Origin of the sequence: Pseudomonas syringae group sp. 247E2 (assembly GCF_032587795.1) — a bacterium.
Classification (GTDB): Bacteria; Pseudomonadota; Gammaproteobacteria; order Pseudomonadales; family Pseudomonadaceae; genus Aquipseudomonas; species Aquipseudomonas amygdali.
The window spans coordinates 416,566-439,085 of the sequence record NZ_JAWHPK010000001.1; the positions used below are offsets into that span (position 1 = coordinate 416,566).

At 60.1% G+C, this 22,520-nt stretch carries 18 protein-coding genes; 12 read left to right on the forward strand and 6 right to left on the reverse strand.

Translation table 11 applies throughout. The features are described 5' to 3' along the window. Positions 1-28 precede the first annotated feature (28 nt). The 5 genes from RYC18_RS01965 to gatC all read right to left on the reverse strand — a co-directional run bounded on the left by RYC18_RS01965 (position 29) and on the right by gatC (position 5,075). The gene (locus RYC18_RS01965) at positions 29-1,060 is read right to left on the reverse strand and encodes a calcium/sodium antiporter (protein WP_316882526.1); all 1,032 of its coding nucleotides are present in this window, start codon (positions 1,058-1,060) and stop codon (positions 29-31) included. A 77-nt stretch (positions 1,061-1,137) separates the two neighbouring features. Continuing rightward, positions 1,138-1,506 (reverse strand): septal ring lytic transglycosylase RlpA family protein, encoded by a 369-nt coding sequence (locus tag RYC18_RS01970; RefSeq protein ID WP_002555111.1) that lies wholly within the window; start codon positions 1,504-1,506, stop codon positions 1,138-1,140. A gap of 359 nt (positions 1,507-1,865) precedes the next feature. Continuing rightward, a complete protein-coding gene (gene gatB / locus RYC18_RS01975; protein ID WP_002555110.1) occupies positions 1,866-3,311 on the reverse strand; it encodes an Asp-tRNA(Asn)/Glu-tRNA(Gln) amidotransferase subunit GatB in 1,446 nt (481 codons plus the stop codon). A 10-nt stretch (positions 3,312-3,321) separates the two neighbouring features. Beyond that, positions 3,322-4,773 carry an Asp-tRNA(Asn)/Glu-tRNA(Gln) amidotransferase subunit GatA gene (gene gatA / locus RYC18_RS01980; RefSeq protein ID WP_004666201.1) on the reverse strand — a complete coding sequence of 484 codons (1,452 nt, stop codon included), beginning with the start codon at positions 4,771-4,773 and terminating at the stop codon, positions 3,322-3,324. Between the two features lie 14 nt (positions 4,774-4,787). After that, a complete protein-coding gene (gatC, locus tag RYC18_RS01985; protein WP_002555109.1) occupies positions 4,788-5,075 on the reverse strand; it encodes an Asp-tRNA(Asn)/Glu-tRNA(Gln) amidotransferase subunit GatC in 288 nt (95 codons plus the stop codon). A 205-nt stretch (positions 5,076-5,280) separates the two neighbouring features. Between gatC and mreB the strand changes: the two genes are divergently transcribed. From mreB to tldD, 8 genes are all read left to right on the forward strand, one after another. After that, positions 5,281-6,318 carry a rod shape-determining protein MreB gene (mreB, locus tag RYC18_RS01990; RefSeq protein WP_002555108.1) on the forward strand — a complete coding sequence of 346 codons (1,038 nt, stop codon included), beginning with the start codon at positions 5,281-5,283 and terminating at the stop codon, positions 6,316-6,318. A gap of 231 nt (positions 6,319-6,549) precedes the next feature. Further along, positions 6,550-7,617: a rod shape-determining protein MreC gene (mreC, locus tag RYC18_RS01995; protein WP_054076721.1), complete on the forward strand. Its 1,068-nt coding sequence runs from the start codon at positions 6,550-6,552 to the stop codon at positions 7,615-7,617. Continuing rightward, positions 7,610-8,101, forward strand: coding sequence for a rod shape-determining protein MreD (gene mreD, locus RYC18_RS02000; RefSeq protein ID WP_003364106.1), 492 nt, complete (start codon positions 7,610-7,612; stop codon positions 8,099-8,101). Before mreC ends, mreD begins: the two co-directional genes overlap by 8 nt. A 67-nt stretch (positions 8,102-8,168) precedes the next feature. Further along, on the forward strand, positions 8,169-8,771 hold the full coding sequence (locus RYC18_RS02005) for a Maf family protein (RefSeq protein WP_002555105.1): 603 nt from the start codon (positions 8,169-8,171) through the stop codon (positions 8,769-8,771). Further along, the gene (gene rng / locus RYC18_RS02010; protein ID WP_004666200.1) at positions 8,768-10,225 is read left to right on the forward strand and encodes a ribonuclease G; all 1,458 of its coding nucleotides are present in this window, start codon (positions 8,768-8,770) and stop codon (positions 10,223-10,225) included. Before RYC18_RS02005 ends, rng begins: the two co-directional genes overlap by 4 nt. A 181-nt stretch (positions 10,226-10,406) precedes the next feature. Further along, positions 10,407-14,222: a YhdP family protein gene (locus RYC18_RS02015; protein WP_316882542.1), complete on the forward strand. Its 3,816-nt coding sequence runs from the start codon at positions 10,407-10,409 to the stop codon at positions 14,220-14,222. 48 nt (positions 14,223-14,270) lie between these two features. Continuing rightward, the gene (locus RYC18_RS02020; RefSeq protein WP_316882544.1) at positions 14,271-15,116 is read left to right on the forward strand and encodes a carbon-nitrogen hydrolase family protein; all 846 of its coding nucleotides are present in this window, start codon (positions 14,271-14,273) and stop codon (positions 15,114-15,116) included. Positions 15,117-15,118: 2 nt separating this feature from the next. Next, the gene (gene tldD / locus RYC18_RS02025) at positions 15,119-16,558 is read left to right on the forward strand and encodes a metalloprotease TldD (protein ID WP_002555101.1); all 1,440 of its coding nucleotides are present in this window, start codon (positions 15,119-15,121) and stop codon (positions 16,556-16,558) included. A 48-nt stretch (positions 16,559-16,606) separates the two neighbouring features. Here tldD and yjgA read toward each other — a convergent pair whose 3' ends face one another. Beyond that, on the reverse strand, positions 16,607-17,128 hold the full coding sequence (yjgA, locus tag RYC18_RS02030; RefSeq protein ID WP_003364101.1) for a ribosome biogenesis factor YjgA: 522 nt from the start codon (positions 17,126-17,128) through the stop codon (positions 16,607-16,609). A 107-nt stretch (positions 17,129-17,235) separates the two neighbouring features. On the opposite strand from yjgA, the gene pmbA reads away from it, so the two are divergent. The 4 genes from pmbA (at position 17,236) to RYC18_RS02050 (ending at position 22,519) form a co-directional block, all read left to right on the forward strand. After that, positions 17,236-18,582, forward strand: coding sequence for a metalloprotease PmbA (pmbA, locus tag RYC18_RS02035; RefSeq protein WP_005744984.1), 1,347 nt, complete (start codon positions 17,236-17,238; stop codon positions 18,580-18,582). Between the two features lie 1,676 nt (positions 18,583-20,258). Further along, positions 20,259-20,654, forward strand: a complete 396-nt coding sequence (locus tag RYC18_RS02040) for a hypothetical protein (protein WP_005744985.1) — start codon at positions 20,259-20,261, stop codon at positions 20,652-20,654. Beyond that, positions 20,647-22,023, forward strand: coding sequence for a class II fumarate hydratase (locus RYC18_RS02045; protein WP_005744987.1), 1,377 nt, complete (start codon positions 20,647-20,649; stop codon positions 22,021-22,023). Before RYC18_RS02040 ends, RYC18_RS02045 begins: the two co-directional genes overlap by 8 nt. A 34-nt stretch (positions 22,024-22,057) precedes the next feature. Then, positions 22,058-22,519, forward strand: coding sequence for a tetratricopeptide repeat protein (locus RYC18_RS02050; RefSeq protein ID WP_005744988.1), 462 nt, complete (start codon positions 22,058-22,060; stop codon positions 22,517-22,519). Position 22,520 lies beyond the last annotated feature (1 nt).

Consider the following 22,520-nt stretch of genomic DNA (forward strand, 5'->3'; position numbering starts at 1 on the left):
ATTCCCCTTGTATCGATGCGGATTGAAGTCAGTGCTGGCGTCTCCAGGCGCGGATCGTGCCCCAGGCAACAATAGCGCCGAGCACAGGCAGAACCAGAGTAAGCATTTTTGTCTCGAGCCTTTCGGCCAGTGCCATTCCAGTGCTGATCGCCAGAATATGCAGCCCGTACGTCAGGTACAGCGACAGCAGAAATACCCCTTCCATGCGGTCTATCCGGTAGCCGGAATAGAACAGCGGCACACAAAGCAGCGAAACACCGAGCATGATCGGCAGGTCGAACACCATTGCATTCGGCGAGACCGTCAGCGGCACCGGGGCGAACAGTGCAGTCACTCCCAATACCCCCAGCAGGTTGAACAGATTGCTGCCGATCACATTCCCCACTGCAATATCGCGTTCGCCACGAAACGCCGCGATCAGCGAGGTCATCAGGGCGGGCAATGAGGTGCCGATGGCGATGATGGTCAGGCCGACAATGCGCTCGGAAAGCCCCAGATGGATGGCGATCACGACCGACGCGTCAACCAGCAAGTGCCCGCCAGCGGTCAGCAGCAGCAAGCCTGCGGCAAGCATGAGGATGCGCGTGAAGGTGCGTGGTTTCTCTGTTGTTTCGGCATGGCCGTGGCGCGGCGTGTGACCGCCCTGGCGGATGATGACAATCAGGCAGACCAGCAAACCTGCAAGCAGCAGTGCACCGTCAAATTTGCTGAATTCGCCGTTCCATGACAGGCCGATGGCCAGCAGGCAGGCACCGATCATCAGCGGAATATCGATGTGCAGCACCTGGCGGGCAACGCGTAACGGGATGATCAGCGCGCATAGGCCAAGAATCACCAGGACATTGAAGATGTTGCCACCGATCACGCTGCCTACGGCGATGTCGGTGTTATCGGCAAACGCCGCTTGCAGGCTTACCGCCATTTGCGGCGCGCTGGTGCCCATCGCCACAACGGTCAGGCCAATGAGCAATGGCCTGACCTTGAAAATCGCCGCCAGATGCACTGCCGCACGCACTGAAAGTTCTGCCCCGATCAGCAGCAATAGCAGGCCGCTGAGCATTTGAATGAGCGCGGGGGCGGGCAGGGCCGATAGCTGGAGAATACGAGTGTCCTTGTTGGTGTTGATGGGGGTTAAGGCTAATCGAGGGCCTGAACACGCACTGGCGCGGTGCCGCTACGCAGCATACCCAGTTGTTCGGCTGCTTCGCGAGAGACATCGATCAAACGACCACGCGTGTGAGGGCCGCGATCATTGATGCGTACGACCACTGACCTGTCGTTGTCCAGGTTAGTGACCTTGACGCGCGTGCCGAATGGCAACTGCCTGTGGGCGGCAGTCAGGGCGTTCTGATTGAAGGGTTCGCCACTGGCCGTGCGATTGCCATGATGGCGGGCACCGTAATAAGCGGCTGTGCCGGTCTCGTCATAACCGTGAGGGTCGATGATGTGATTGGCGCAGCCTGCCAGTAACGTCAGCAGGCTGCAGGCAAAAATAAGGCGGCGCATGGGTTGGGTTCCTGAGTGCCGGAGTAGGTGTGGTTGACTCTCATGCCAAGGCTCCATGCAGGCATGCATTTCCTGACGCTCCGCGTCGCAACTCGGTGTCGCAGCGCGCACGCAACAGCGGACGCAGAGCGTCCAGAACTGCATTCCCACGCGGAGCGTGAGGAACGATAGGTGCGCGTGTTGCACCGCGTACCCAACAGTGGACGCAGAGCTTCCAGAACGGCGCCCCCACGCTGGAGGGTGAAGAACGATAGGTGCGCGCGAGGACACCTATCGTGCCAATGCTCCGCGTTGGCATGCATTTCATGACGCTCCGCGTCATAACACGGTGCTTCACCGTGTACTCGGCATTGGAGCGATCAGCCTTCCAGCTTGGCCTTCAGCAGCTCGTTGACCTGCTGCGGGTTGGCCTTGCCTTTGGAGGCTTTCATTGCCTGACCGACGAAGAAACCGAACATCTTGCCGCGCTTGGCTTCATCAGCGGCGCGATATTGTTCGACCTGCTCCGCGTTGGCAGCCAGCATCTCGTCGAGCATCGATTCGATGGCACCGCTGTCGGTTACCTGCTTCAGGCCGCGCTTGTCGATGACTTCATCGGCACTGCCTTCGCCATTGGCCATCGCCTCGAAAACCATTTTCGCGATCTTGCCGGAAATGGTGTTGTCGGTGATGCGCTTGAGCATGCCACCCAGTTGCTCGGCACTGACCGGCGACTGTTCGATTTCCAGGCCCTGTTTGTTCAGCAGGCTGCCCAGTTCGACCATGACCCAGTTGGCGGCCAGCTTGGCGTCACCGCTGATGCTGACCACCTGCTCGAAGTAGTCGGCCTGCTCGCGGCTGGAGGCCAGCACACTGGCATCGTAGGTCGACAGGCCGAACTGGCTCTGGAAACGTTCGCGCTTCTGCGGCGGCAGTTCCGGCAATGTGGCGCGGGTTTCTTCGAGGAACGAATCCTCGATGATCACCGGCAACAGGTCCGGGTCGGGGAAGTAACGGTAGTCGTTGGCTTCCTCCTTGCTGCGCATGGCGCGGGTTTCGTTGGTGTTCGGATCGTACAGGCGGGTCTGCTGGATAACCTTGCCGCCGTCTTCGATCAGATCGATCTGGCGCTGGATCTCGCTGTTGATCGCCTTCTCGATGAAGCGGAACGAGTTGACGTTCTTGATCTCGCAACGTGTGCCGAACTCGACCTGGCCCTTCGGGCGAATCGACACGTTGCAGTCGCAACGCAACGAGCCTTCGGCCATGTTGCCGTCACAGATGCCCAGATAACGGACAATCGCATGAATGGCTTTTACATAGGCCACGGCTTCCTTGGCACTGCGCATGTCCGGCTCGGAAACGATTTCCAGCAGCGGCGTGCCGGCACGGTTCAGGTCGATACCGGTCATGCCCTGGAAGTCTTCGTGCAGGCTTTTGCCTGCATCTTCCTCAAGGTGCGCGCGGGTGATGCCGATGCGCTTGACTGTGCCGTCTTCCAGAGTGATGTCCAGGTGGCCCTTGCCGACAATCGGCAGCTCCATCTGGCTGATCTGGTAGCCCTTGGGCAGGTCGGGGTAGAAGTAGTTCTTGCGGGCAAACACGTTGTGCTGGCCGATTTCGGCATCCACCGCCAGGCCGAACTTGACGGCCATGCGCACGGCTTCCTTGTTCAGCACCGGCAGAACGCCGGGCATGCCCAGATCAACGAGGCTGGCCTGGGTGTTGGGCTCGGAGCCGAACGTGGTGGCGCTACCGGAAAAAATCTTTGATTGGGTCGAAAGCTGGGTATGAATCTCCAGCCCGATGACGACTTCCCATTGCATGTGTTTCTCCTCAGAAGCCTTCAGGTGCGCGAGTGTGCCAGTCGGTGACTTGCTGATACTGATGCGCCACATTCAAGAGACGGCCTTCCTGGAAATACGGAGCGAGCAACTGCACGCCGACCGGCAGGCCATCGACAAAGCCTGCGGGCATGGACAAGCCGGGCAGGCCCGCCAGGTTGGCGGTGATGGTGTAGAAGTCTTCCAGGTATTCGGCAATCGGATCGTTGGTCTTCGCGCCGATTTTCCAGGCCGGGTTGGGCGTGGTCGGGCCGAGGATTACGTCGACTTCGGCAAATGCACTCATGAAATCGTTCTTGATCAGGCGACGGATCTTCTGCGCTTGCAGGTAATAAGCGTCGTAGTAGCCCGCCGACAGCGCATAGGCGCCCACCATGATGCGGCGCTGGACTTCCGGGCCAAAGCCTTCAGCGCGGGAACGCTTGTACAGGTCGGTCAGGTCTTTCGGGTCTTCGCAGCGGTAGCCGAAACGCACGCCGTCGAAGCGCGACAGGTTGGACGAGGCCTCAGCCGGCGCGATGACGTAGTAGGCCGGGATTGCGTGTTGCAGGTTTGGCAGGCTGACTTCCTTGACGACCGCACCGAGTTTTTCCAGCTCCTTGACGCTTTCATGCACCAATTGCGCGATACGCGGGTCCAGGCCTGCGCTGAAATACTCTTTCGGTACGCCAATACGCAGGCCCTTGAGCGAGGTATTGAGGCTGGCGGAGTAGTCCGGAACCGGCTCGTCGATGCTGGTCGAGTCCTGCGGGTCGAAGCCGGCCATGCCTTGCAGCAGCAGTGCGCAATCTTCGGCGGTGCGCGCCATTGGCCCTGCCTGATCGAGGCTTGAAGCGTAGGCAATCATGCCCCAGCGCGACACACGACCGTAGGTAGGCTTGAGGCCGGTGAGGTTGGTCAGTGCCGCTGGCTGGCGAATCGAGCCGCCGGTGTCGGTGCCGGTTGCCGCAGGCAGCAGGCGTGCAGCAACCGCCGCTGCCGAACCACCGGAAGAGCCACCGGGTACGCATTGCAGATTCCACGGGTTTTTCACCGCGCCGTAATGGCTGGACTCGTTGGCCGAACCCATGGCGAATTCGTCCATGTTGGTCTTGCCCAGCGTTACCGTGCCTGCTGAAGCCAGTTTCGACACAACCGTGGCGTCGTATGGCGCCTTGAAGTTGTCGAGCATCCGGGAGCCGCAACTGGTACGAATTCCCTGAGTGCAGAACAGGTCCTTGTGCGCCAGCGGGGCGCCGAGCAGCGGGCCGTTCTCACCGGCGGCGCGCCGAGCGTCTGCCGCCTGGGCCTGAGTGATGGCCAGGTCTTCGGTGAGGCTGATGAAGCTGTTGAGTTGCGGGTCGAGCGTCGCGATACGCGACAGCAGAACGCGGGTCAGCTCTTCAGAAGAAAACTTTTTTTCGGCGAGTCCGCGAGCGATCTCGGCCAGAGTCATTTGATGCATGCAGGCGCTTTCCCTTACTCGATGACTTTCGGAACCAGATAGAGGCCGTCTTGGACCGCTGGTGCGATGGCTTGGTAAGTGTCACGACGATTTCGCTCGGTGACGGCGTCTTCGCGCAGGCGCTGGGTGGCTTCCAGCGGGTGGGCCAGAGGTTCGATGCCAGTGGTGTCGACCGCTTGCATCTGATCGACCAGCCCGAGAATGCTGTTAAGTGCTTCGGTGGTACGCGGGATATCGGCGTCATTGAGACCCAGTCGGGCCAGATGAGCGATCTTTTCCACGTCGGAGCGTTCAAGCGCCATGGGGTATCTCCAGTGGAATGCTTATGGATTTGCTTTGTTGCCAATTGCGGAACACTATCGCGTTATTACTGTCTCAAGCCGCTAACGTCGAGGGTCATGTTCGGAAAACCGCCAATTTAGCATATTGGCTCCTTGCCCAAAATCCCTGTCGTTGTTAGAGTTTGCCGCACTTTTTTTACCACGCGTTCCCTAGGGTCCCTTTCCCATGTTCAAGAAACTGCGTGGCATGTTTTCCAGTGATCTATCCATCGACCTGGGCACTGCCAACACCCTTATCTACGTGCGTGAGCGCGGTATCGTTCTGAATGAACCCTCTGTCGTTGCCATTCGTACTCACGGCAACCAGAAGAGTGTCGTGGCCGTCGGTACCGAAGCCAAGCGCATGCTGGGCCGTACTCCAGGCAACATCGCAGCCATTCGTCCAATGAAAGACGGCGTTATCGCCGACTTCAGCGTCTGCGAAAAAATGTTGCAGTACTTCATCAACAAGGTCCACGAAAACAGCTTTCTGCAGCCCAGCCCTCGTGTGCTGATCTGCGTTCCGTGCAAATCCACCCAGGTTGAGCGTCGTGCCATTCGCGAATCTGCCCTGGGTGCAGGTGCACGCGAAGTATTCCTGATCGAAGAGCCAATGGCCGCTGCAATCGGTGCCGGTCTGCCGGTGGAAGAAGCTCGCGGTTCGATGGTTGTCGACATCGGCGGCGGCACCACCGAGATCGCGCTGATTTCCCTGAACGGTGTGGTGTATGCCGAATCCGTACGTGTAGGCGGCGACCGTTTCGATGAAGCGATCATCACTTATGTGCGTCGTAACTACGGCAGCCTGATCGGCGAATCCACCGCCGAGCGCATCAAGCAGGAAATCGGTACGGCCTACCCGGGCGGTGAAGTGCGTGAAGTCGACGTTCGCGGCCGCAACCTGGCTGAAGGCGTGCCACGTGCGTTCACCCTGAACTCCAACGAAGTGCTTGAAGCGCTTCAGGAGTCATTGGCGACCATCGTTCAGGCGGTCAAGAGCGCTCTGGAGCAGTCGCCTCCGGAACTGGCCTCGGACATCGCCGAGCGTGGTCTGGTCCTGACCGGTGGCGGTGCATTGCTGCGTGATCTGGACAAATTGCTGGCTCAGGAAACAGGTCTGCCGGTGATCGTTGCCGAAGACCCGCTGACCTGCGTAGCCCGCGGCGGTGGCCGTGCGCTGGAAATGATGGATAAGCACACCATGGATCTGCTCTCCAGCGAGTAATTCGCCGGAGTGCCTTTCACGGAGTCTTTTGTATGCAGGTGGCGTATGTGCTACCTGTATGCATCGTGCTGACACCGAAACAGGGTGCCTATCTCTTTCATTTGTCCAGGCCGGTTACATACCGCATGAATAATTGCCAATCGAAGTTCGATCCAACGATCGCATGCCCCGGAGGAGCGGCCTATTAAACCGCTTTTCGCAAAAGGCCCTTCGCTGGGCGTACGTCTGCTGGTGCTGGCCGTTCTGTCGGTTGCGTTGATGGTTGTCGACGCCCGCTTTACGATCCTCAAGCCCGTGCGCAGCCAGATGTCGATGGTGCTCATGCAGTCCTACTGGATCGTTGATCTGCCACAACGTTTGTATCAAGGCGTTGCCAGTCAGTTCGGCAGCCGCACAGAGCTGATCGCCGAAAACGAAAAACTCAAGACCGAAGCGTTGCTCCTGCAAGGTCGCCTGCAAAAGCTGGCGGCACTGACCGAGCAGAACGTTCGTTTGCGTGAGTTGCTGAACTCTTCTGCGCTGGTCAACGAAAAGGTCGAGGTCGCCGAGTTGATCGGCATGGACCCGAACCCCTTCACCCATCGCATCATCATCAACAAGGGCGAGCGCGACGGCGTTGTGCTGGGCCAGCCGGTGCTCGATGCGCGTGGCCTGATGGGCCAGGTTGTCGAGCTGATGCCGTACACCTCGCGGGTCCTGCTGCTGACTGATACGACCCACAGCATTCCGGTGCAGGTGAATCGCAACGGCCTGCGTGCTATCGCCAGCGGCACCGGCAACCCTGAACGGCTTGAGCTTCGGCATGTGGCAGATACTGCCGACATCAAAGAGGGTGATCTGCTGGTCAGTTCCGGCCTGGGGCAGCGCTTCCCGGCTGGCTACCCGGTGGCTACGGTCAAGGAAGTGATTCACGACTCCGGCCAGCCGTTCGCAATCGTGCGTGCCGTGCCAACCGCCGCATTGAATCGCAGCCGTTATCTGCTGCTGGTGTTCTCGGACGGCCGTTCGCCGGAAGAGCGGGCTGCCGACGCGGCGCAAGCGCAGGAATCCATCGACAAGGGTATCGAGCCTTCAGTGATGGCGACCCTGCCGCCGCCGACACCTGCTTTCCCGATGTGGCCGCAAGCAACTGTTCCGGTATTCCCGGGCAGCACTGCAACGCACAAGCCTGCTGCGCAATCGACAACGCCTGCGCCGGCTGCAGCGCCTGTGACACCGTCAAGGCCTGCCGCCCGGCCTGCTGCTTCACAGCCGCCTGCTTCAAGACCTTCCACTGCTCGGGAGCCTATCGATGGTTAGTCATGTTTCCGGGCGCAATGGCTGGGTGGTCTGGCTGACGTTTGCGATCGGTCTGTTGCTGAGCGTATCGCCGCTGCCGCAATTCATGGAAATCTTCCGGCCCTTGTGGCTGGCCCTGTTGCTGACCTTCTGGGTTCTGGCGCTGCCGCACAAATACGGTATGACCACTGCGTGGATACTGGGGCTGATGGAAGATGTGCTGTATGGCACATTGCTTGGCCAGAATGCGCTGATCCTCAGCCTGATCACGTTTCTGGTGATGTCCCTGCAGCAGCGTCTGCGTATGTTCCCCATGTGGCAGCAATGTCTGGTGCTGTTGGTCGTATTCGGTCTGGCGCAGCTTGCGCAGCTCTGGCTGAGTGCATTGACCGGCAACCGTCAGCCTACGCTGGCGCTGGTTCTACCCGCGCTGGTCAGTGCCCTGTTGTGGCCCTGGATCAGCTATGGCCTGCGTGGATTGCGCAAACGTTTGAAAATCAATTAAGCGCAAGGTGAGCGCGACGCCCCGCTGCGTCCCTGGCGCTCACCCGAACAGACACGGAGATGTCCTTATGCCCTCGCTTTATCTGGCTTCTGGCTCGCCGCGCCGCCGCGAACTTCTGACTCAGATCGGTGTGTCCTTTACCGTACTGAACGCTCAGATTGACGAAACTCCCTTCGACCACGAAACCCCGGCTGCCTATGTCGAGCGTCTTGCGCTCGGCAAGGCCCAGGCCGGGCTGTCTGTGCTGGCGGCCGAACAACAGGCCTGCGTGATGGGCGCTGACACGGCGGTGGTGCTTGATGGGCGCATTCTCGGCAAGCCGGCCGATGAGGCGGATGCTCTGGCCATGCTGACGGCCCTGTCCGGGCGCGAGCACGAAGTGATGACCGCCGTCGCGCTGAGTGATCGGCATCGCAGTGAAACCCGTATTGTGACCAGTCGCGTGCGCTTTCGCCCGATTCAACCCCACGAAGCCCAAGCCTACTGGGCCAGTGGCGAGCCTGCCGACAAGGCCGGAGGCTATGCCATTCAAGGGCTGGCGGCGATTTTCGTCGAGGGCCTGCAAGGCAGCTATTCTGGGGTGGTTGGTCTGCCTCTGTGTGAAACCGCAGAACTGCTTGGCCATTTCGGCATACCCTGCTGGCAATGCCTGGAAGGTGACGAGTCATGAGTGAAGAGATCCTGATCAACATCACCCCGATGGAATCACGGGTGGCAGTGGTAGAAAACGGTGTTCTGCAAGAGGTGCACGTCGAGCGTACCCAGCGCCGCGGCATCGTCGGCAATATCTACAAAGGCAAGGTAGTGCGGGTGCTTCCCGGCATGCAGGCGGCGTTCATCGATATCGGTCTGGACCGCGCTGCATTCATTCATGCCTCGGAAATATCCATGCGTGAAGGGCCTGCCGTCGAGAGCATTGCGTCGCTGGTGCATGACGGCCAGAGCCTTGTGGTGCAAGTCACCAAGGACCCCATCGGCAGCAAAGGCGCGCGGCTGACTACCCAGCTCTCCATTCCGTCACGGTATCTGGTGTACATGCCGCGCACTGCGCATGTAGGCATTTCCCTGAAAATCGAGGACGAGGCAGAGCGTGAACGACTGAAAAAAGTTGTCAGCGATTGTGTCGCCCTGGAAGGTATCAAAGAGGCCGGAGGCTTTATTCTGCGTACCGCGGCCGAAGGTGCCGGTGCTGATGAAATCCTCATGGATATCCGCTATCTGCGCAGGCTCTGGGATCAGATCGGTGAGCAGATCAAGACCGTCAGCCCGCCTACGGTGATTTATGAGGACCTGGGCCTGGCCCTGCGTACCTTGCGTGACCTGGTGAGCCCGCGTATCGAAAAAATCCGCATCGACTCGCGGGAAACCTTTCAGAAGACCACCCAGTTCGTGGCCGAATTGATGCCGGAGATTGCCGACAGGCTGGAGCATTATCCGGGCGAACGGCCGATCTTCGACCTCTATGGGGTCGAGGATGAAATCCAGAAAGCTCTCGAACGCAAGGTGCCGCTCAAGTCCGGTGGTTATCTGGTGGTCGATCCGGCCGAGGCGATGAGCACCATCGACGTCAATACCGGCGCGTTTGTGGGGCATCGCAACCTTGAAGAAACCATCTTCAAGACCAACCTGGAAGCCGCGACAGCCATTGCCCGGCAGCTGCGCCTGCGCAATCTGGGCGGCATCATCATTATCGATTTCATCGACATGGAAGACGGTGAGCACCAGCGTCAGGTGTTACGCACGCTGGAGAAGCAGCTGGAGCGCGATCACGCCAAGACCAATATCATCGGTATCACCGAGCTTGGCCTGGTGCAGATGACCCGCAAGCGCACCCGTGAAAGTCTTGAGCAAGTGCTCTGCGAGCCCTGCCATTGCTGCGCGGGTCGGGGCAAGCTGAAAACCCCCGAGACTATTTGCTATGAAATCTTTCGCGAGATCCTGCGAGAAGCCCGAGCCTATCAGGCGGTGGGTTATCGGGTTCTGGCCAATCAGCGCGTGGTCGATCGCTTGCTCGACGAGGAGTCGGGCAATGTGGCTGAACTGGAGAGCTTCATTGGCCGGACCATCCGTTTTCAGGTAGAAACCATGTACTCGCAGGAACAATACGACGTGGTGCTGCTCTGAGGGTGCTGATCGTTTGAAATATGATGACAAGTGCCCTTCGGGTTTCTGGCAGGTATGCCGTTTTATCGAGAATGATGCGTGGGAAATGAGCAAAACCTGTACCTGAACGCACCTGCACACCTGAGCCGGAATCGATTCGCCGATTCCGCTGCTTGTATCCCGCAGCGGAGGGCATCCTGAGATGGGTCGTCTTCCTCGCCTTGTTGCAACCCTGACTCGTTGGGGTCTGAGCCTGTGCGCACTGGTTTTGGTGCTCGCGGCGTTGTACGTAAGCCTCGGGCGTCAGCTCACGCCGCTGGTTGCCGAATACCGTGTGGATGTGGAAACCAGGGCCAGCAGCGCGCTTGGCATGCCGTTGAGCATTGGCAGTCTGGAAGGCAGCTGGAGCCGGTTTGCCCCGGTTTTTCTGGCTCACGACGTCATGGTCGGAGAGGGTTCCAGTGCTGTGCGTCTTGATCGTGTAAGGGTTGTTCCCGACCTCTGGGAAAGCCTGCTGGCGCGTCAAGTGCGCATTGCTCATCTCGAGGTGGACGGCCTGCAGTTCATGCTCAGGCAGGACAAGGAGGGCAACTGGTCGGTACAGGGCTTGCCAGTGCGCAACGACAGCCCGTTCGACCCCGGGCAAGTGCTTGAGCGGATGCAGATGGTCTCGCACTTGTCGCTGCTCGACAGCCAGGTCACTGTGCAACCGTTTGACGCCGCGCCGCTGACCCTGACCTATGTAAACCTCAGTCTGGCCACAGGCAGTTATCACCAGCGCCTTGATGCACGCCTGACGCTGCCGGATGGTCAGCCGTTTGCCCTGAATGTGCGTTCACGTATTCAGGCCAGTCAATGGAAGGACGGCGAGGCAGATGTCTACGCCAGCCTGCCGCAAAGCGACTGGGCCAAGTGGTTGCCAAAAAGCCTCACCCGGGAATGGACACTGTCGAAGCTGCAGGCCGGTGGCGAGCTGTGGATGAGCTGGGGCAAGGGCACTGTGCAAAGCGCGACTGCGCGGCTTAATGCGCCGCATGTCAAAGGCGTTTATGCCGGTCGCAAACCCTCGACTGTCGACAACCTCGCGCTCAACGCCTGGTTTGCGCGCACTGACACAGGTTTCGACCTGAACCTCGATTCACTGGCGATGAGCCTGGGCGACAAGCGCTGGGAAAGCCGCCTGCAACTCACGCAAACCGCTGCGACGCCCGACAGCGAAGAACTCTGGCATGTGCAGGCCGATCGCTTGGACCTGACGCCGCTCACGCCGCTTATTGATTCCCTCGCGCCGTTGCCGGAGAAAGCCATGGCAGTGGTCGACGGTCTCAAGGTGACAGGCGGGCTGCGTAACGTGTTGCTGGATTACCGGCCACAGGCAACCGGCGACAAGCGCCTGAGCTTTGCCGCCAATCTGGACAAGGTGGGGTTCAACGCCTATCGCGGGGCCCCGGCGGCCGGAAATGTCACCGGTGCCATCAGCGGCGATCTGGGCCAGGGCGAACTGCGGCTCGACACCAATGACTTTATGCTTCATCTGGACCCTATCTTCGCCAAGCCCTGGCGCTACCAGAAGGCCAATGCCCGTCTGACCTGGAAGCTCGATGATCAGGCATTCACCCTGATCGCGCCGTATATCAAGGTGCTCGGCGACGAAGGCAAGATCGCGGCAGACTTTCTGATCAGGATTCATCTCAGCCATGAGCAGGAAGACTACATGGACCTGCGGGTCGGCATGGTCGACGGCGATGGTCGTTACACCAGCAAGTATCTGCCTACAGCCCTCAGTCCCGAGCTTGATCACTGGCTGCGCACCGCCGTGGTGAGTGGTGCGGTCAAGCAGGGTTTCTTTCAGTATCAAGGGTCGCTGAACAAGAGTTCGCCCGACACCGCGCGCGTTATCAGCCTGTTTTTCGATGTCAGCAACGCAACGCTGGCTTTCCAGCCGGGCTGGCCTTCGTTGACCGGAGTCGACGGCAAGGTTTACGTCGAAAACAGCGGCGTGCGAGTCAAGGCAAGCAAAGGGCAGTTGCTCGATACCAAAGTAAGCAACGTGCTGGTCAATATTCCCCACGTCCCGGCAGGTCAGGACAGCCACCTGCTGGTCGATGGCAGCTTCTCCGGCAATCTGATCGATGGCCTGAAGATTCTCCAGCAAGCGCCCATCGGCACGGCCAGCACGTTTGCCGGCTGGACCGGCGAAGGTCCGCTGGATGGCAAGCTGAAGCTGGATATTCCGCTGGCCAAGGGCGTCGAGCCAAAGGTTGTAGTGGATTTCAGTACCGACAATGCGCGTTTGAAACTGGCTGACCCGGTGCTGGAATTGACTCGCCTCAAGGGCGATTTCCGCTTTGACAGCGCCAAAGGGCTGAGCGGCAAGGGCATCAAGGCGCAGGCATTTGATCGTCCCGTGACCGCAGAAATCGCTGCCGAAGGCAAGCCAGGCGACAACGTGACACGCATTGTGGCAAACGGGCAGATCACCGTGAAGCGGCTGACCGACTGGCTGAGCGTTACCCAGCCACTGCCGGTGTCGGGTGACTTGCCGTATCAGCTGCAATTGACTCTGGACAGCAAGGACAGCCCACTGGTGATCAACTCCACGCTCAAGGGCGTGGCAATCGATCTGCCTGCACCGTTTGGCAAGACTGCCGAGGAGGAGCGTCCCAGCGAGTTCCGCATGACCCTGCAAGGCGCGGAGCGCAGGCTTGGCGCGGCGTATAACGATCAGGCCAACTTTGCTTTTGCCGCACCGAATGGCAAGTTTGCCGACGGTCGCGGCGAGCTATATCTGGGGCGCGGCGGGGCGATAGTGCCGGACGCCAAAGGGCTGCGGATTCGTGGCGAATTGTCTGAGCTGGACGTAGCGCCCTGGCAGGAGCTGGCTGGACGATATACCGGCAATGATCCGGGCGGCAGCGCAAAACAACTGCTCAACAGCGTCGACCTGCAGATCGGCAAGCTGACGGCGATGGGCACCACGCTGGATAACGTACGTGTTCAATTGCAGCGCAATGCTGCGGCCTGGGCCTTGTCGCTGGACAGCGCGCTGGCCAAGGGCACTGCCGTGCTGCCCGACGCGAAGTCCACGCCGATCGGTATCAACATGCTCTACGTGCGACTGCCTGCCTCTGATCCGAATGCGGCGGTCGTCGAGAACGCGCCTGACCCTCTGGCGGATATCGACCCGCACAATATTCCTGCGCTGGACGTGAAGATTGCCCAGCTGTTTCAGGGTGACCAGTTACTGGGTGCCTGGTCGCTGAAAACCCGCCCGACGGCGACCGGTATGCGCATGTCCGACCTGAGTCTGGGGCTCAAAGGTATTTTGCTCGAGGGCGATGGTGCCTGGGAGGGCACTCCGGGCTCCAGCAGCAGCTCGTTCAAGGGGCGTGTGGCAGGCAAGAATCTGGCCGACGTGCTCAAGGCCTGGAACTTCGCGCCGACGGTCACCAGTGAAAGTTTCGAAATGAATGTCGACGGACGCTGGCCGGGTTCGCCTGCCTGGGTGGGCCTCAAGCGCTATTCCGGCAGCCTGGATGCGACGTTGAACAGAGGCCAGTTTGTCGAGGTAGAAGGCGGTGCTCAGGCGCTGCGGGTGTTTGGATTGTTGAATTTCAACTCCATCGGCCGTCGCCTGCGTTTGGACTTCTCCGACCTGCTGGGCAAAGGGCTCAGTTACGACCGGGTCAAAGGGCTGCTGGTCGCCAGTGACGGTGTTTATGTGACGCGCAACCCGATTACCCTGACCGGGCCGTCGAGTAATCTTGAGCTCAACGGTACGCTGGACATGGTCCGCGACCGCGTTGATGCGAAGCTGCTGGTGACCTTGCCGGTGACCAACAACCTGCCGATCGCGGCACTAATTGTCGGTGCGCCAGCCATTGGCGGCGCGCTGTTCCTGGTCGACAAGCTGCTGGGCGACAGGGTTGCCCGCTTCGCCAGCGTGCAATACAAGGTCGAAGGGCCTTGGAAAGAGCCGAAGATCACGTTCGACAAGCCATTTGAAAAGCCCCAATAGCGCCGCATGGAGTACAGTGGTGGCCAGGTCATCAAGGAGCGGGTCGCCATGTCCTTTGCTGTGATTCAGATGGTCAGCCAAAGCGATGTCCAGGCTAATCTGGTCAGCGCTCGCCGCTTGCTGGAGCAGGCAGCCGAAGGTGGCGCGCGGCTCGCGGTGCTGCCCGAAAACTTTGTTGCCATGGGGCGGCGTGACGTGGCCGACATCGGTCGTGCCGAAGCTCATGGGCATGGGCCGATCCTGCCATGGTTGAAACTGGCCGCTCGCGACCTCAAGTTATGGATTGTTGCCGGAACCTTGCCACTGCCGCCGGATGAGCGACCCGATGGCAAGGTGACGGCGTGTTCGTTGCTGATCGATGAACACGGTGAGCAGGTGGCCCGGTATGACAAGCTGCATCTGTTTGATGTGGATGTTGCTGACAAGCGGGGCCGCTACCGTGAATCCGATGACTATGCTCACGGAAACAATGTGGTGGTGGCCGATACACCTGTAGGGCGCGTGGGGCTGACAGTCTGTTATGACTTGCGCTTCCCCGAGCTGTACACCGCGCTGCGGGAGGCCGGTGCTGAACTGATTACCGCGCCGTCAGCTTTTACTGCGGTAACGGGTGCTGCGCACTGGGACATTCTGATCCGGGCGCGCGCCATCGAAACCCAGTGTTACGTGCTGGCGGCGGCACAGGGCGGGGTCCATCCGGGGCCTCGCGAGACTTACGGGCACGCGGCCATCGTTGATCCATGGGGCCGCGTACTGGCCGAGCAGGCACAGGGTGAAGCCGTGCTGCTGGCCAAGCGCGACAGTGAAGAACAGGCGTCCATACGGGCGCGGATGCCGGTGTCCAGTCACCGGCGCTTTTTTTCGCAGGACGCCATGCGGCCTGCTTCGGAGTGAATATGAGTGATCTGTCCTCAGTCAGCGAACATCTTCTGGCCCCTGGTGGCCTGAGCCTCGACAGCCTGCAATCGGTGCTCGGAGAGCTTGCCGGGCCGGGTATCGACGCGGCTGATCTGTATTTTCAGGGCATGATCTCCGAGTCCTGGTCGCTCGAAGACGGCATCGTCAAGGAAGGCAGTTTCAATCTCGATCAAGGCGTGGGCGTGCGCGCTCAATCGGGCGAAAAGACTGGTTTCGCTTACAGCAACGCTATCACTGAGGACGCACTGCGCACCGCTGCCCGTGCTGCCCGTTCCATCTCCCGCGCTGGGCAGAATGGCCGGGTGCAGGCTTTTACCTCGCAGGATGTGGCCCAGTTGTACGCCCCGGATAATCCTCTGGAAGTGCTGAGCCGCGCCGAGAAGGTCGAACTGCTCAAACGCATTGACGTCGCGACGCGCGCGCTGGACTCGCGTATCCAGCAGGTGTCGGTGAGCATGGCCGGTGTCTGGGAGCGCATTCTGGTGGCCGCAGCCGATGGCAGCCTGGCCGCCGATGTGCGCCCGCTGGTGCGGTTTAACGTCAGTGTCATCGTCGAGCAGAACGGCCGCCGCGAGCGGGGCGGGCATGGCGGTGGCGGGCGTACGGACTACCGTTATTTCCTGACCGATGATCGTGCCATGGGCTACGCGCGTGAAGCGCTGCGTCAGGCGCTGGTCAACCTGGAAGCTATTCCTGCTCCGGCAGGCACATTGCCGGTGGTGCTGGGTTCCGGCTGGTCAGGCGTGCTGCTGCACGAGGCGGTTGGTCACGGCCTTGAAGGTGACTTCAATCGCAAGGGCAGTTCGGCTTACAGCGGGCGCATGGGCGAGATGGTTGCATCGAAACTTTGCACGATTGTTGACGACGGTACCCTTGCAGGGCGTCGCGGCTCGCTGAGTGTCGATGACGAAGGCACACCGACCGAGTGCACCACACTGATTGAGAACGGCGTGCTCAAGGGCTACATGCAGGACAAGCTCAATGCTCGCTTGATGGGTGTCGCACGCACTGGTAACGGTCGTCGCGAGTCCTACGCTCACCTGCCGATGCCACGTATGACCAATACCTACATGCTGGGCGGGCAGAGCGACCCGCAGGAAATCATCGCCTCGGTGAAGCGCGGTATTTACTGCGCCAATCTGGGTGGCGGTCAGGTGGATATCACCAGCGGCAAATTCGTGTTTTCGACCAGCGAGGCTTATTTAATCGAGGACGGCAAAATCACTGCGCCGGTCAAGGGTGCGACCTTGATCGGTAACGGGCCGGAAGCCATGAGCAGGGTATCGATGGTGGGCAACGACCTGTCGCTCGATAGCGGCGTGGGGACGTGCGGGAAGGACGGCCAGTCTCTGCCGGTCGGTGTGGGTCAGCCCACGCTGAAAATCGATGCGATCACGGTAGGTGGTACGGGTAGCTGAAGGTGAGTCGGGGCTGGCCGCTTGCTGCTGCCGGCCCCGCGGTTGAAATCAACGCAGACCGCGTTGAAGTTCGTCCAGCTCACGGATGTATTTGAAGATTTTGCGGCTGGTGGCCGGCGGTTTGTTACGTGCAACTTCGTGTTGCGCCTGACGAATCAGCGAGCGCAGCTGCTGACGGTCGGCATCGGGGTATTCGACAACGAATTTCTCGAGGTCGGCGTCATCACCCGCGATCAGGCGATCACGCCAGCGCTCCAGATTGTGAAAACGTTCGTTGTATTGGCGAGTGGAGGCATCGAGTTGGTCCAGCAACACCAGAATGGCTTCTTGGTCCTGATCGCGCATCAGCTTGCCAATGAACAGAATATGCCGCTTTCGCGCGATGTTCGCCGTGTGCTTGGGCGCTTCGGCCAGGGCCTTGCGCAAAGCGTCGGTCAGCGGCAGCTTGGCCAGCACATCGGCTTTGAGTGTTGTCAGTCGCTCGCCGAGGTCGACCAGAGCATGCAGCTCTCGTTTGACCTGGGTTTTGCTTTTCTCCCCGTCGAGGGAGTCGTCGTAAGAATCAACCATGGGGGCAGTCCGCAAAGAAACGCCGCCATGATAACCAGTCGTGGGCCGCTTGTCCGGCCCGGTCGGTATTCGGCCTGTGCTGAAAGAAGAATTTGATGGAGAAAGTCATGAGTGCAACCCAAAGCGTCGGTCCGCAAGCCTTGCCCGAACTGCAGGAACAGGTCGAGCAGATTATCGCCGAAGCCCGGCGTCAGGGCGCCAGCGCCTGCGAAGTCGCAGTGTCGGTGGATCAGGGGCTGTCGACATCGGTCCGTCAGCGTGAAGTTGAAACCGTAGAGTTCAACCGCGACCAGGGTTTCGGTATCACCCTGTATGTCGGGCAGCGTAAAGGCTCTGCCAGCACCTCGGCCACGGGGGCCGATGCCATTCGTGAAACCGTCGCCGCTGCATTGGCGATTGCCGAGCACACCTCCGAAGACGAAAGCTCCGGGCTGGCTGATGCTGCGCTGATGGCCAAAGAGGTCATGGATTTCGATCTTTATCATACCTGGGATATAACGCCCGAGCAGGCCATCGAGAAAGCGCTGACCTGCGAAGCCGCGGCCTTCGACGCCGACAGCCGGATCAAGAACGCCGATGGCACCACGCTCAATACCCATCAGGGCTGCCGTGTGTATGGCAACAGTAATGGCTTCGTCGGTGGTTATGCATCAACGCGGCACAGCCTCAGTTGCGTGATGATCGCCGAGGGCGAAGGCCAGATGCAGCGTGATTACTGGTACGACGTCAATCGCCAGGGTGAGTTGCTGGCCGATGCCCAGAGCATTGGTCGCAAGGCTGCGTTGCGTGCGGCGAGCCGTCTGGGTGCGCGTCCTGTGCCGACCTGTGAAGTGCCGGTGCTGTTTGCCGCAGAACTGGCAGGTGGCCTGTTCGGCAGCTTTCTCGGTGCCATTTCCGGTGGCAACCTGTACCGTAAATCGTCATTTCTGGAGGGTGCCCTGGGTCAGCGGCTGTTCCCGGAGTGGATGACCATTGATGAGCGTCCGCACTTGAAGCACGCAATGGGCAGTTCGGCGTTCGACAGCGACGGTCTGGCGACGTTTGCCAAACCGTTCGTGGAAGGCGGCGATCTGGTTTCCTATGTGCTGAGCACTTATTCCGGCCGCAAGCTGGGCATGCCGAGCACTGCCAATGCGGGCGGGGTGCATAACCTGTTCGTCACCCATGGTTCGGAAGATCAGGCCGCGCTGATTCGACGTATGGGCCGTGGCTTGCTGGTAACCGAATTGATGGGCAGCGGCCTGAACATGGTTACCGGTGACTATTCGCGGGGCGCAGCAGGTTTCTGGGTCGAGAACGGGGAAATACAATTTCCGGTTCAGGAAGTGACGATTGCCGGCAACATGCGTGACATGTTCAAGCAGATCGTCGCCGTTGGCAGCGATCTTGAACTGCGCAGCAACATCCGAACCGGCTCGGTGCTGATCGAGCGTATGACCGTAGCGGGTAGCTGAGCCTAGCGACGCTTCGCTGGTCCGCGATATCCAGCTTTTGTAGGAGCGGACTCGTCCTTGAACTGCCGGGAACCGGCAGCAAAACCAAGCGCCTCGGTGCACCAGATACAGCCAAGGTGGCCTGTTTTAGGGCCGCTTTGCAGCCCATCGCGGACAAGTCCGCTCCCACGCCCTCCGGGCCGAAGCAGCCCTACGCTTGTCCGCAATATCCAGGTTTTGTAGGAGCGGACTCGTCCGCGAACTGCCGGGAACCGGCAGCAAAACCAAGCGCCTCGGTGCACCAGATACAGCCAAGGTGGCCTGTTTTAAAGCCGCTTTGCAGCCCATCGCGGACAAGTCCCCTCCCACGCCCTCCGGGCCGAAGCTGCCCTAGGCTTGTCCGCGATATCCAGGTTTTGTAGGAACGGACTCGTCCGCGAACTGTCGGGAACCGGCAGCAAAACCAAGCGCCTCGGTGCACCAGATACAGCCAAGGTGGCCTGTTTTAGGGCCGCTTTGCATCCCATCGCGGACAAGTCCGCTCCCACGCCCTCCGGGCCGAAGCAGCCCTACGCTGGTCCGCGATATCCAGGTTTTGTAGGAGCGGACTCGTCCGCGAACTGCCGGGAACCGGCAGCAAAACCAAGCGCCTCGGTGCACCAGATACAGCCAAGGTGGCCTGTTTTAGGGCCGCTTTGCATCCCATCGCGGACAAGTCCGCTCCCACGCCCTCCGGGCCGAAGCAGCCCTACGCTGGTCCGCGATATCCAGGTTTTGTAGGAGCGGTCCGGGCCGAAGCAGCCCTACGCTGGTCCGCAATATCCAGGTTTTGTAGGAGCGGACTCGTCCGCGAACTGCCGGGAACCGGCAGCAAAACCAAGCGCCTCGGTGCACCAGATACAGCCAAGGTGGCCTGTTTTAAAGCCGCTTTGCAGCCCATCGCGGACAAGTCCCCTCCCACGCCCTCCGGGCCGAAGCTGCCCTAGGCTTGTCCGCGATATCCAGGTTTTGTAGGAACGGACTCGTCCGCGAACTGTCGGGAACCGGCAGCAAAACCAAGCGCCTCGGTGCACCAGATACAGCCAAGGTGGCCTGTTTTAAAGCCGCTTTGCAGCCCATCGCGGACAAGTCCCCTCCCACGCCCTCCGGGCCGAAGCTGCCCTAGGCTTGTCCGCGATATCCAGGTTTTGTAGGAACGGACTCGTCCGCGAACTGTCGGGAACCGGCAGCAAAACCAAGCGCCTCGGTGCACCAGATACAGCCAAGGTGGCCTGTTTTAGGGCCGCTTTGCATCCCATCGCGGACAAGTCCGCTCCCACGCCCTCCGGGCCGAAGCAGCCCTACGCTGGTCCGCGATATCCAGGTTTTGTAGGAGCGGACTCGTCCGCGAACTGCCGGGAACCGGCAGCAAAACCAAGCGCCTCGGTGCACCAGATACAGCCAAGGTGGCCTGTTTTAGGGCCGCTTTGCATCCCATCGCGGACAAGTCCGCTCCCACGCCCTCCGGGCCGAAGCAGCCCTACGCTGGTCCGCGATATCCAGGTTTTGTAGGAGCGGGCTCGTCCGCGAACTGCCGGGAACCGGCAACAAAGCGGGCATCTCAGCACCTGTGTATGACGCACTCGCTCAAGATCGCCCTTGTAATGATTCTTTATATTATTTAATAATGAATATCATTTCTAAAATAGGCTGCGGTCATGGGGTCTGTTCTGCACGAGCTGTCTTATCTGGAAAACTGGCGTGGATTGAGTCTGCGGATTCGTTGCGCCCTTGAGCCCGACGAGCCTCGGCTGATCGAGCATTACCTCGCCGAAGGGCGCTATCTGGCGCGTTTTACCGCCACGCCCCAGCCGATGATTGCCGAAACCACTTTCCGTCTTTTGATAGACACCGCACGCGATACGGCATTGCCGTGGCACTGGCGCTGCCTGTGTCTGGATCAGGCCTGGCGTCCGCTGCGTGATTTACAGGCAATCGCCTCCACGCCTGCGCGGCGTCAGCGCTGGCAAGCCTGTGTTCATCAACTGGCGACCTGCGTGCTACAGCCCTCGATTTCCCTCTCTGAACTGGTGCAAGGACATTGCGATGAGTAATACCCGTATCGAACGCGACAGCATGGGCCAGCTACAGGTCCCGGCCGAGGCCCTTTACGGCGCGCAGACTCAGCGTGCGGTGGAAAACTTTCCGATCAGTCATCAACGTATGCCGCGGCAATTCATTCGTGCCCTGTTGCTGGCCAAGGCGGCTGCAGCGCAGGCGAACCTGGAGCTGGAGCAGATCAGCGAAGGGCAGAGCAGGGCGATTGTCAGTGCCGTGAAAGACCTGCTGGCCAGTGACTACATGGCGCATTTTCCGGTCGATATCTTTCAGACCGGTTCCGGCACCAGTACCAACATGAACGCCAACGAGGTGATCGCCACGCTGGCCACGCGTGTGCTGGGCGAAGAGGTCAACCCCAATGACCACGTCAACTGCGGGCAGAGCAGCAACGACATCATCCCGACCACGATTCATGTGAGCGCTGCACTGGCTCTGCACGAACAACTGCTGCCTGCGCTGGCCCATCTGGTGCAAGTGACCGAACACAAAGCCGAGCAGGTCCATGCCTTCGTCAAGACTGGTCGTACGCATCTGATGGACGCCATGCCCGTGCGCATGAGCCAGGTGCTCAACGGCTGGTCACAGCAGATTCGCGCCAACGTCGAGCATCTGCAAGGTCTCCAGCCGAGCCTTCAGTCACTGGCACAGGGCGGCACCGCAGTCGGTACCGGGATCAACGCGCATCCTGAGTTTTCGGCTCGTTTCAGTCGTCAGTTGAGCACGTTGACCGGTGTGCAATTCGCACCTGGCAAGAACCTGTTCGCGTTGATCGGTTCGCAGGACACCGCGGTCGCGGTATCCGGCCAGCTCAAAGCCACGGCGGTGTCGCTGATGAAAATAGCCAACGACCTGCGCTGGATGAATTCGGGGCCACTGGCAGGGCTGGGTGAGATCGAGCTGGAGGCTTTGCAGCCGGGCTCATCGATCATGCCGGGCAAGGTCAACCCGGTCATTCCGGAAGCCACCGCCATGGTTGCCGCGCAGGTGATTGGCAACGACGCGACGATTACCGTGGCGGGGCAGTCTGGCAACTTCGAACTTAACGTGATGCTGCCGATCATCGCCCAGAACCTGCTCAGCAGCATCGAGCTGCTGGCCAATTCCAGTCGGCTGCTGGCTGACAAAGCGATTGCGAGCTTCAAGGTCAATGAATCCAAGCTCAAGGAAGCGCTGTCGCGTAATCCGATTCTGGTGACGGCCCTCAACCCGATCATTGGCTATCAGAAAGCCGCCGAAATTGCCAAGACCGCTTACAAGCAGGGCCGTCCGGTCATTGACGTCGCCCTTGAGCACACTGATTTGCAACGTAGCGAACTGGAAGTGTTGCTCAACCCTGAAAAACTCACCGCTGGCGGTATTTGATTCCAGCCAGCCAACGTCCCCTGGAGGTATGACCATGCAGCATTGGAAACGCACTATCGAGCAGGCCAATCGCTGTTTCAATCTGGGCGAGTGGGTGGAAGCCCGCGAGCTTTACCTTCAGGCGCTGGCGTTGGCGCAAGTGCTGTTCGAGCGTTGGGCGGATGTCGACGAGGCCGTCGCGGCCTGTGTGATTTCTCACCACAACCTGGCGGACCTGCACCTGAGCCTCGGTCAGCCTGAGGAAAGCGCTGAATACCTGTGTGCCATTCATCAACATCTTTTGCGGACCATGCAGGATCAGCGTCTTCCTCCGGCGCTCCGTGAGGCAGCCTTGCGCCACAGCAGCAAAACCTACGCCGAGTTGCTGAGCTTTATCAGTGAACACGGCGAATACCCGCGCACTCATCGGTTGTTGAACAGCAGCAGCGAGCACACGCGCTCATCGTTGCAGCGCCACTCGGCAGCCACTTCCGGACTTTTCTACGGAGCACATTGAA

Coding starts and splice junctions, on each gene's coding strand:
- mreB (WP_002555108.1), top strand. CDS start 5,281: ATGTTCAAGAAACTGCGTGGCATGTTTTCCAGTGATCTATCCATCGAC.
- gatC (WP_002555109.1), bottom strand. CDS start 5,075: ATGGCGCTTGAACGCTCCGACGTGGAAAAGATCGCTCATCTGGCCCGA.
- RYC18_RS02050 (WP_005744988.1), top strand. CDS start 22,058: ATGCAGCATTGGAAACGCACTATCGAGCAGGCCAATCGCTGTTTCAAT.
- mreD (WP_003364106.1), top strand. CDS start 7,610: ATGGTTAGTCATGTTTCCGGGCGCAATGGCTGGGTGGTCTGGCTGACG.
- RYC18_RS01970 (WP_002555111.1), bottom strand. CDS start 1,506: ATGCGCCGCCTTATTTTTGCCTGCAGCCTGCTGACGTTACTGGCAGGC.
- RYC18_RS02045 (WP_005744987.1), top strand. CDS start 20,647: ATGAGTAATACCCGTATCGAACGCGACAGCATGGGCCAGCTACAGGTC.
- gatA (WP_004666201.1), bottom strand. CDS start 4,773: ATGCATCAAATGACTCTGGCCGAGATCGCTCGCGGACTCGCCGAAAAA.
- pmbA (WP_005744984.1), top strand. CDS start 17,236: ATGAGTGCAACCCAAAGCGTCGGTCCGCAAGCCTTGCCCGAACTGCAG.
- tldD (WP_002555101.1), top strand. CDS start 15,119: ATGAGTGATCTGTCCTCAGTCAGCGAACATCTTCTGGCCCCTGGTGGC.
- rng (WP_004666200.1), top strand. CDS start 8,768: ATGAGTGAAGAGATCCTGATCAACATCACCCCGATGGAATCACGGGTG.
- yjgA (WP_003364101.1), bottom strand. CDS start 17,128: ATGGTTGATTCTTACGACGACTCCCTCGACGGGGAGAAAAGCAAAACC.
- RYC18_RS02005 (WP_002555105.1), top strand. CDS start 8,169: ATGCCCTCGCTTTATCTGGCTTCTGGCTCGCCGCGCCGCCGCGAACTT.
- RYC18_RS01965 (WP_316882526.1), bottom strand. CDS start 1,060: ATGCTCAGCGGCCTGCTATTGCTGCTGATCGGGGCAGAACTTTCAGTG.
- RYC18_RS02020 (WP_316882544.1), top strand. CDS start 14,271: ATGTCCTTTGCTGTGATTCAGATGGTCAGCCAAAGCGATGTCCAGGCT.
- RYC18_RS02040 (WP_005744985.1), top strand. CDS start 20,259: ATGGGGTCTGTTCTGCACGAGCTGTCTTATCTGGAAAACTGGCGTGGA.
- gatB (WP_002555110.1), bottom strand. CDS start 3,311: ATGCAATGGGAAGTCGTCATCGGGCTGGAGATTCATACCCAGCTTTCG.
- RYC18_RS02015 (WP_316882542.1), top strand. CDS start 10,407: ATGGGTCGTCTTCCTCGCCTTGTTGCAACCCTGACTCGTTGGGGTCTG.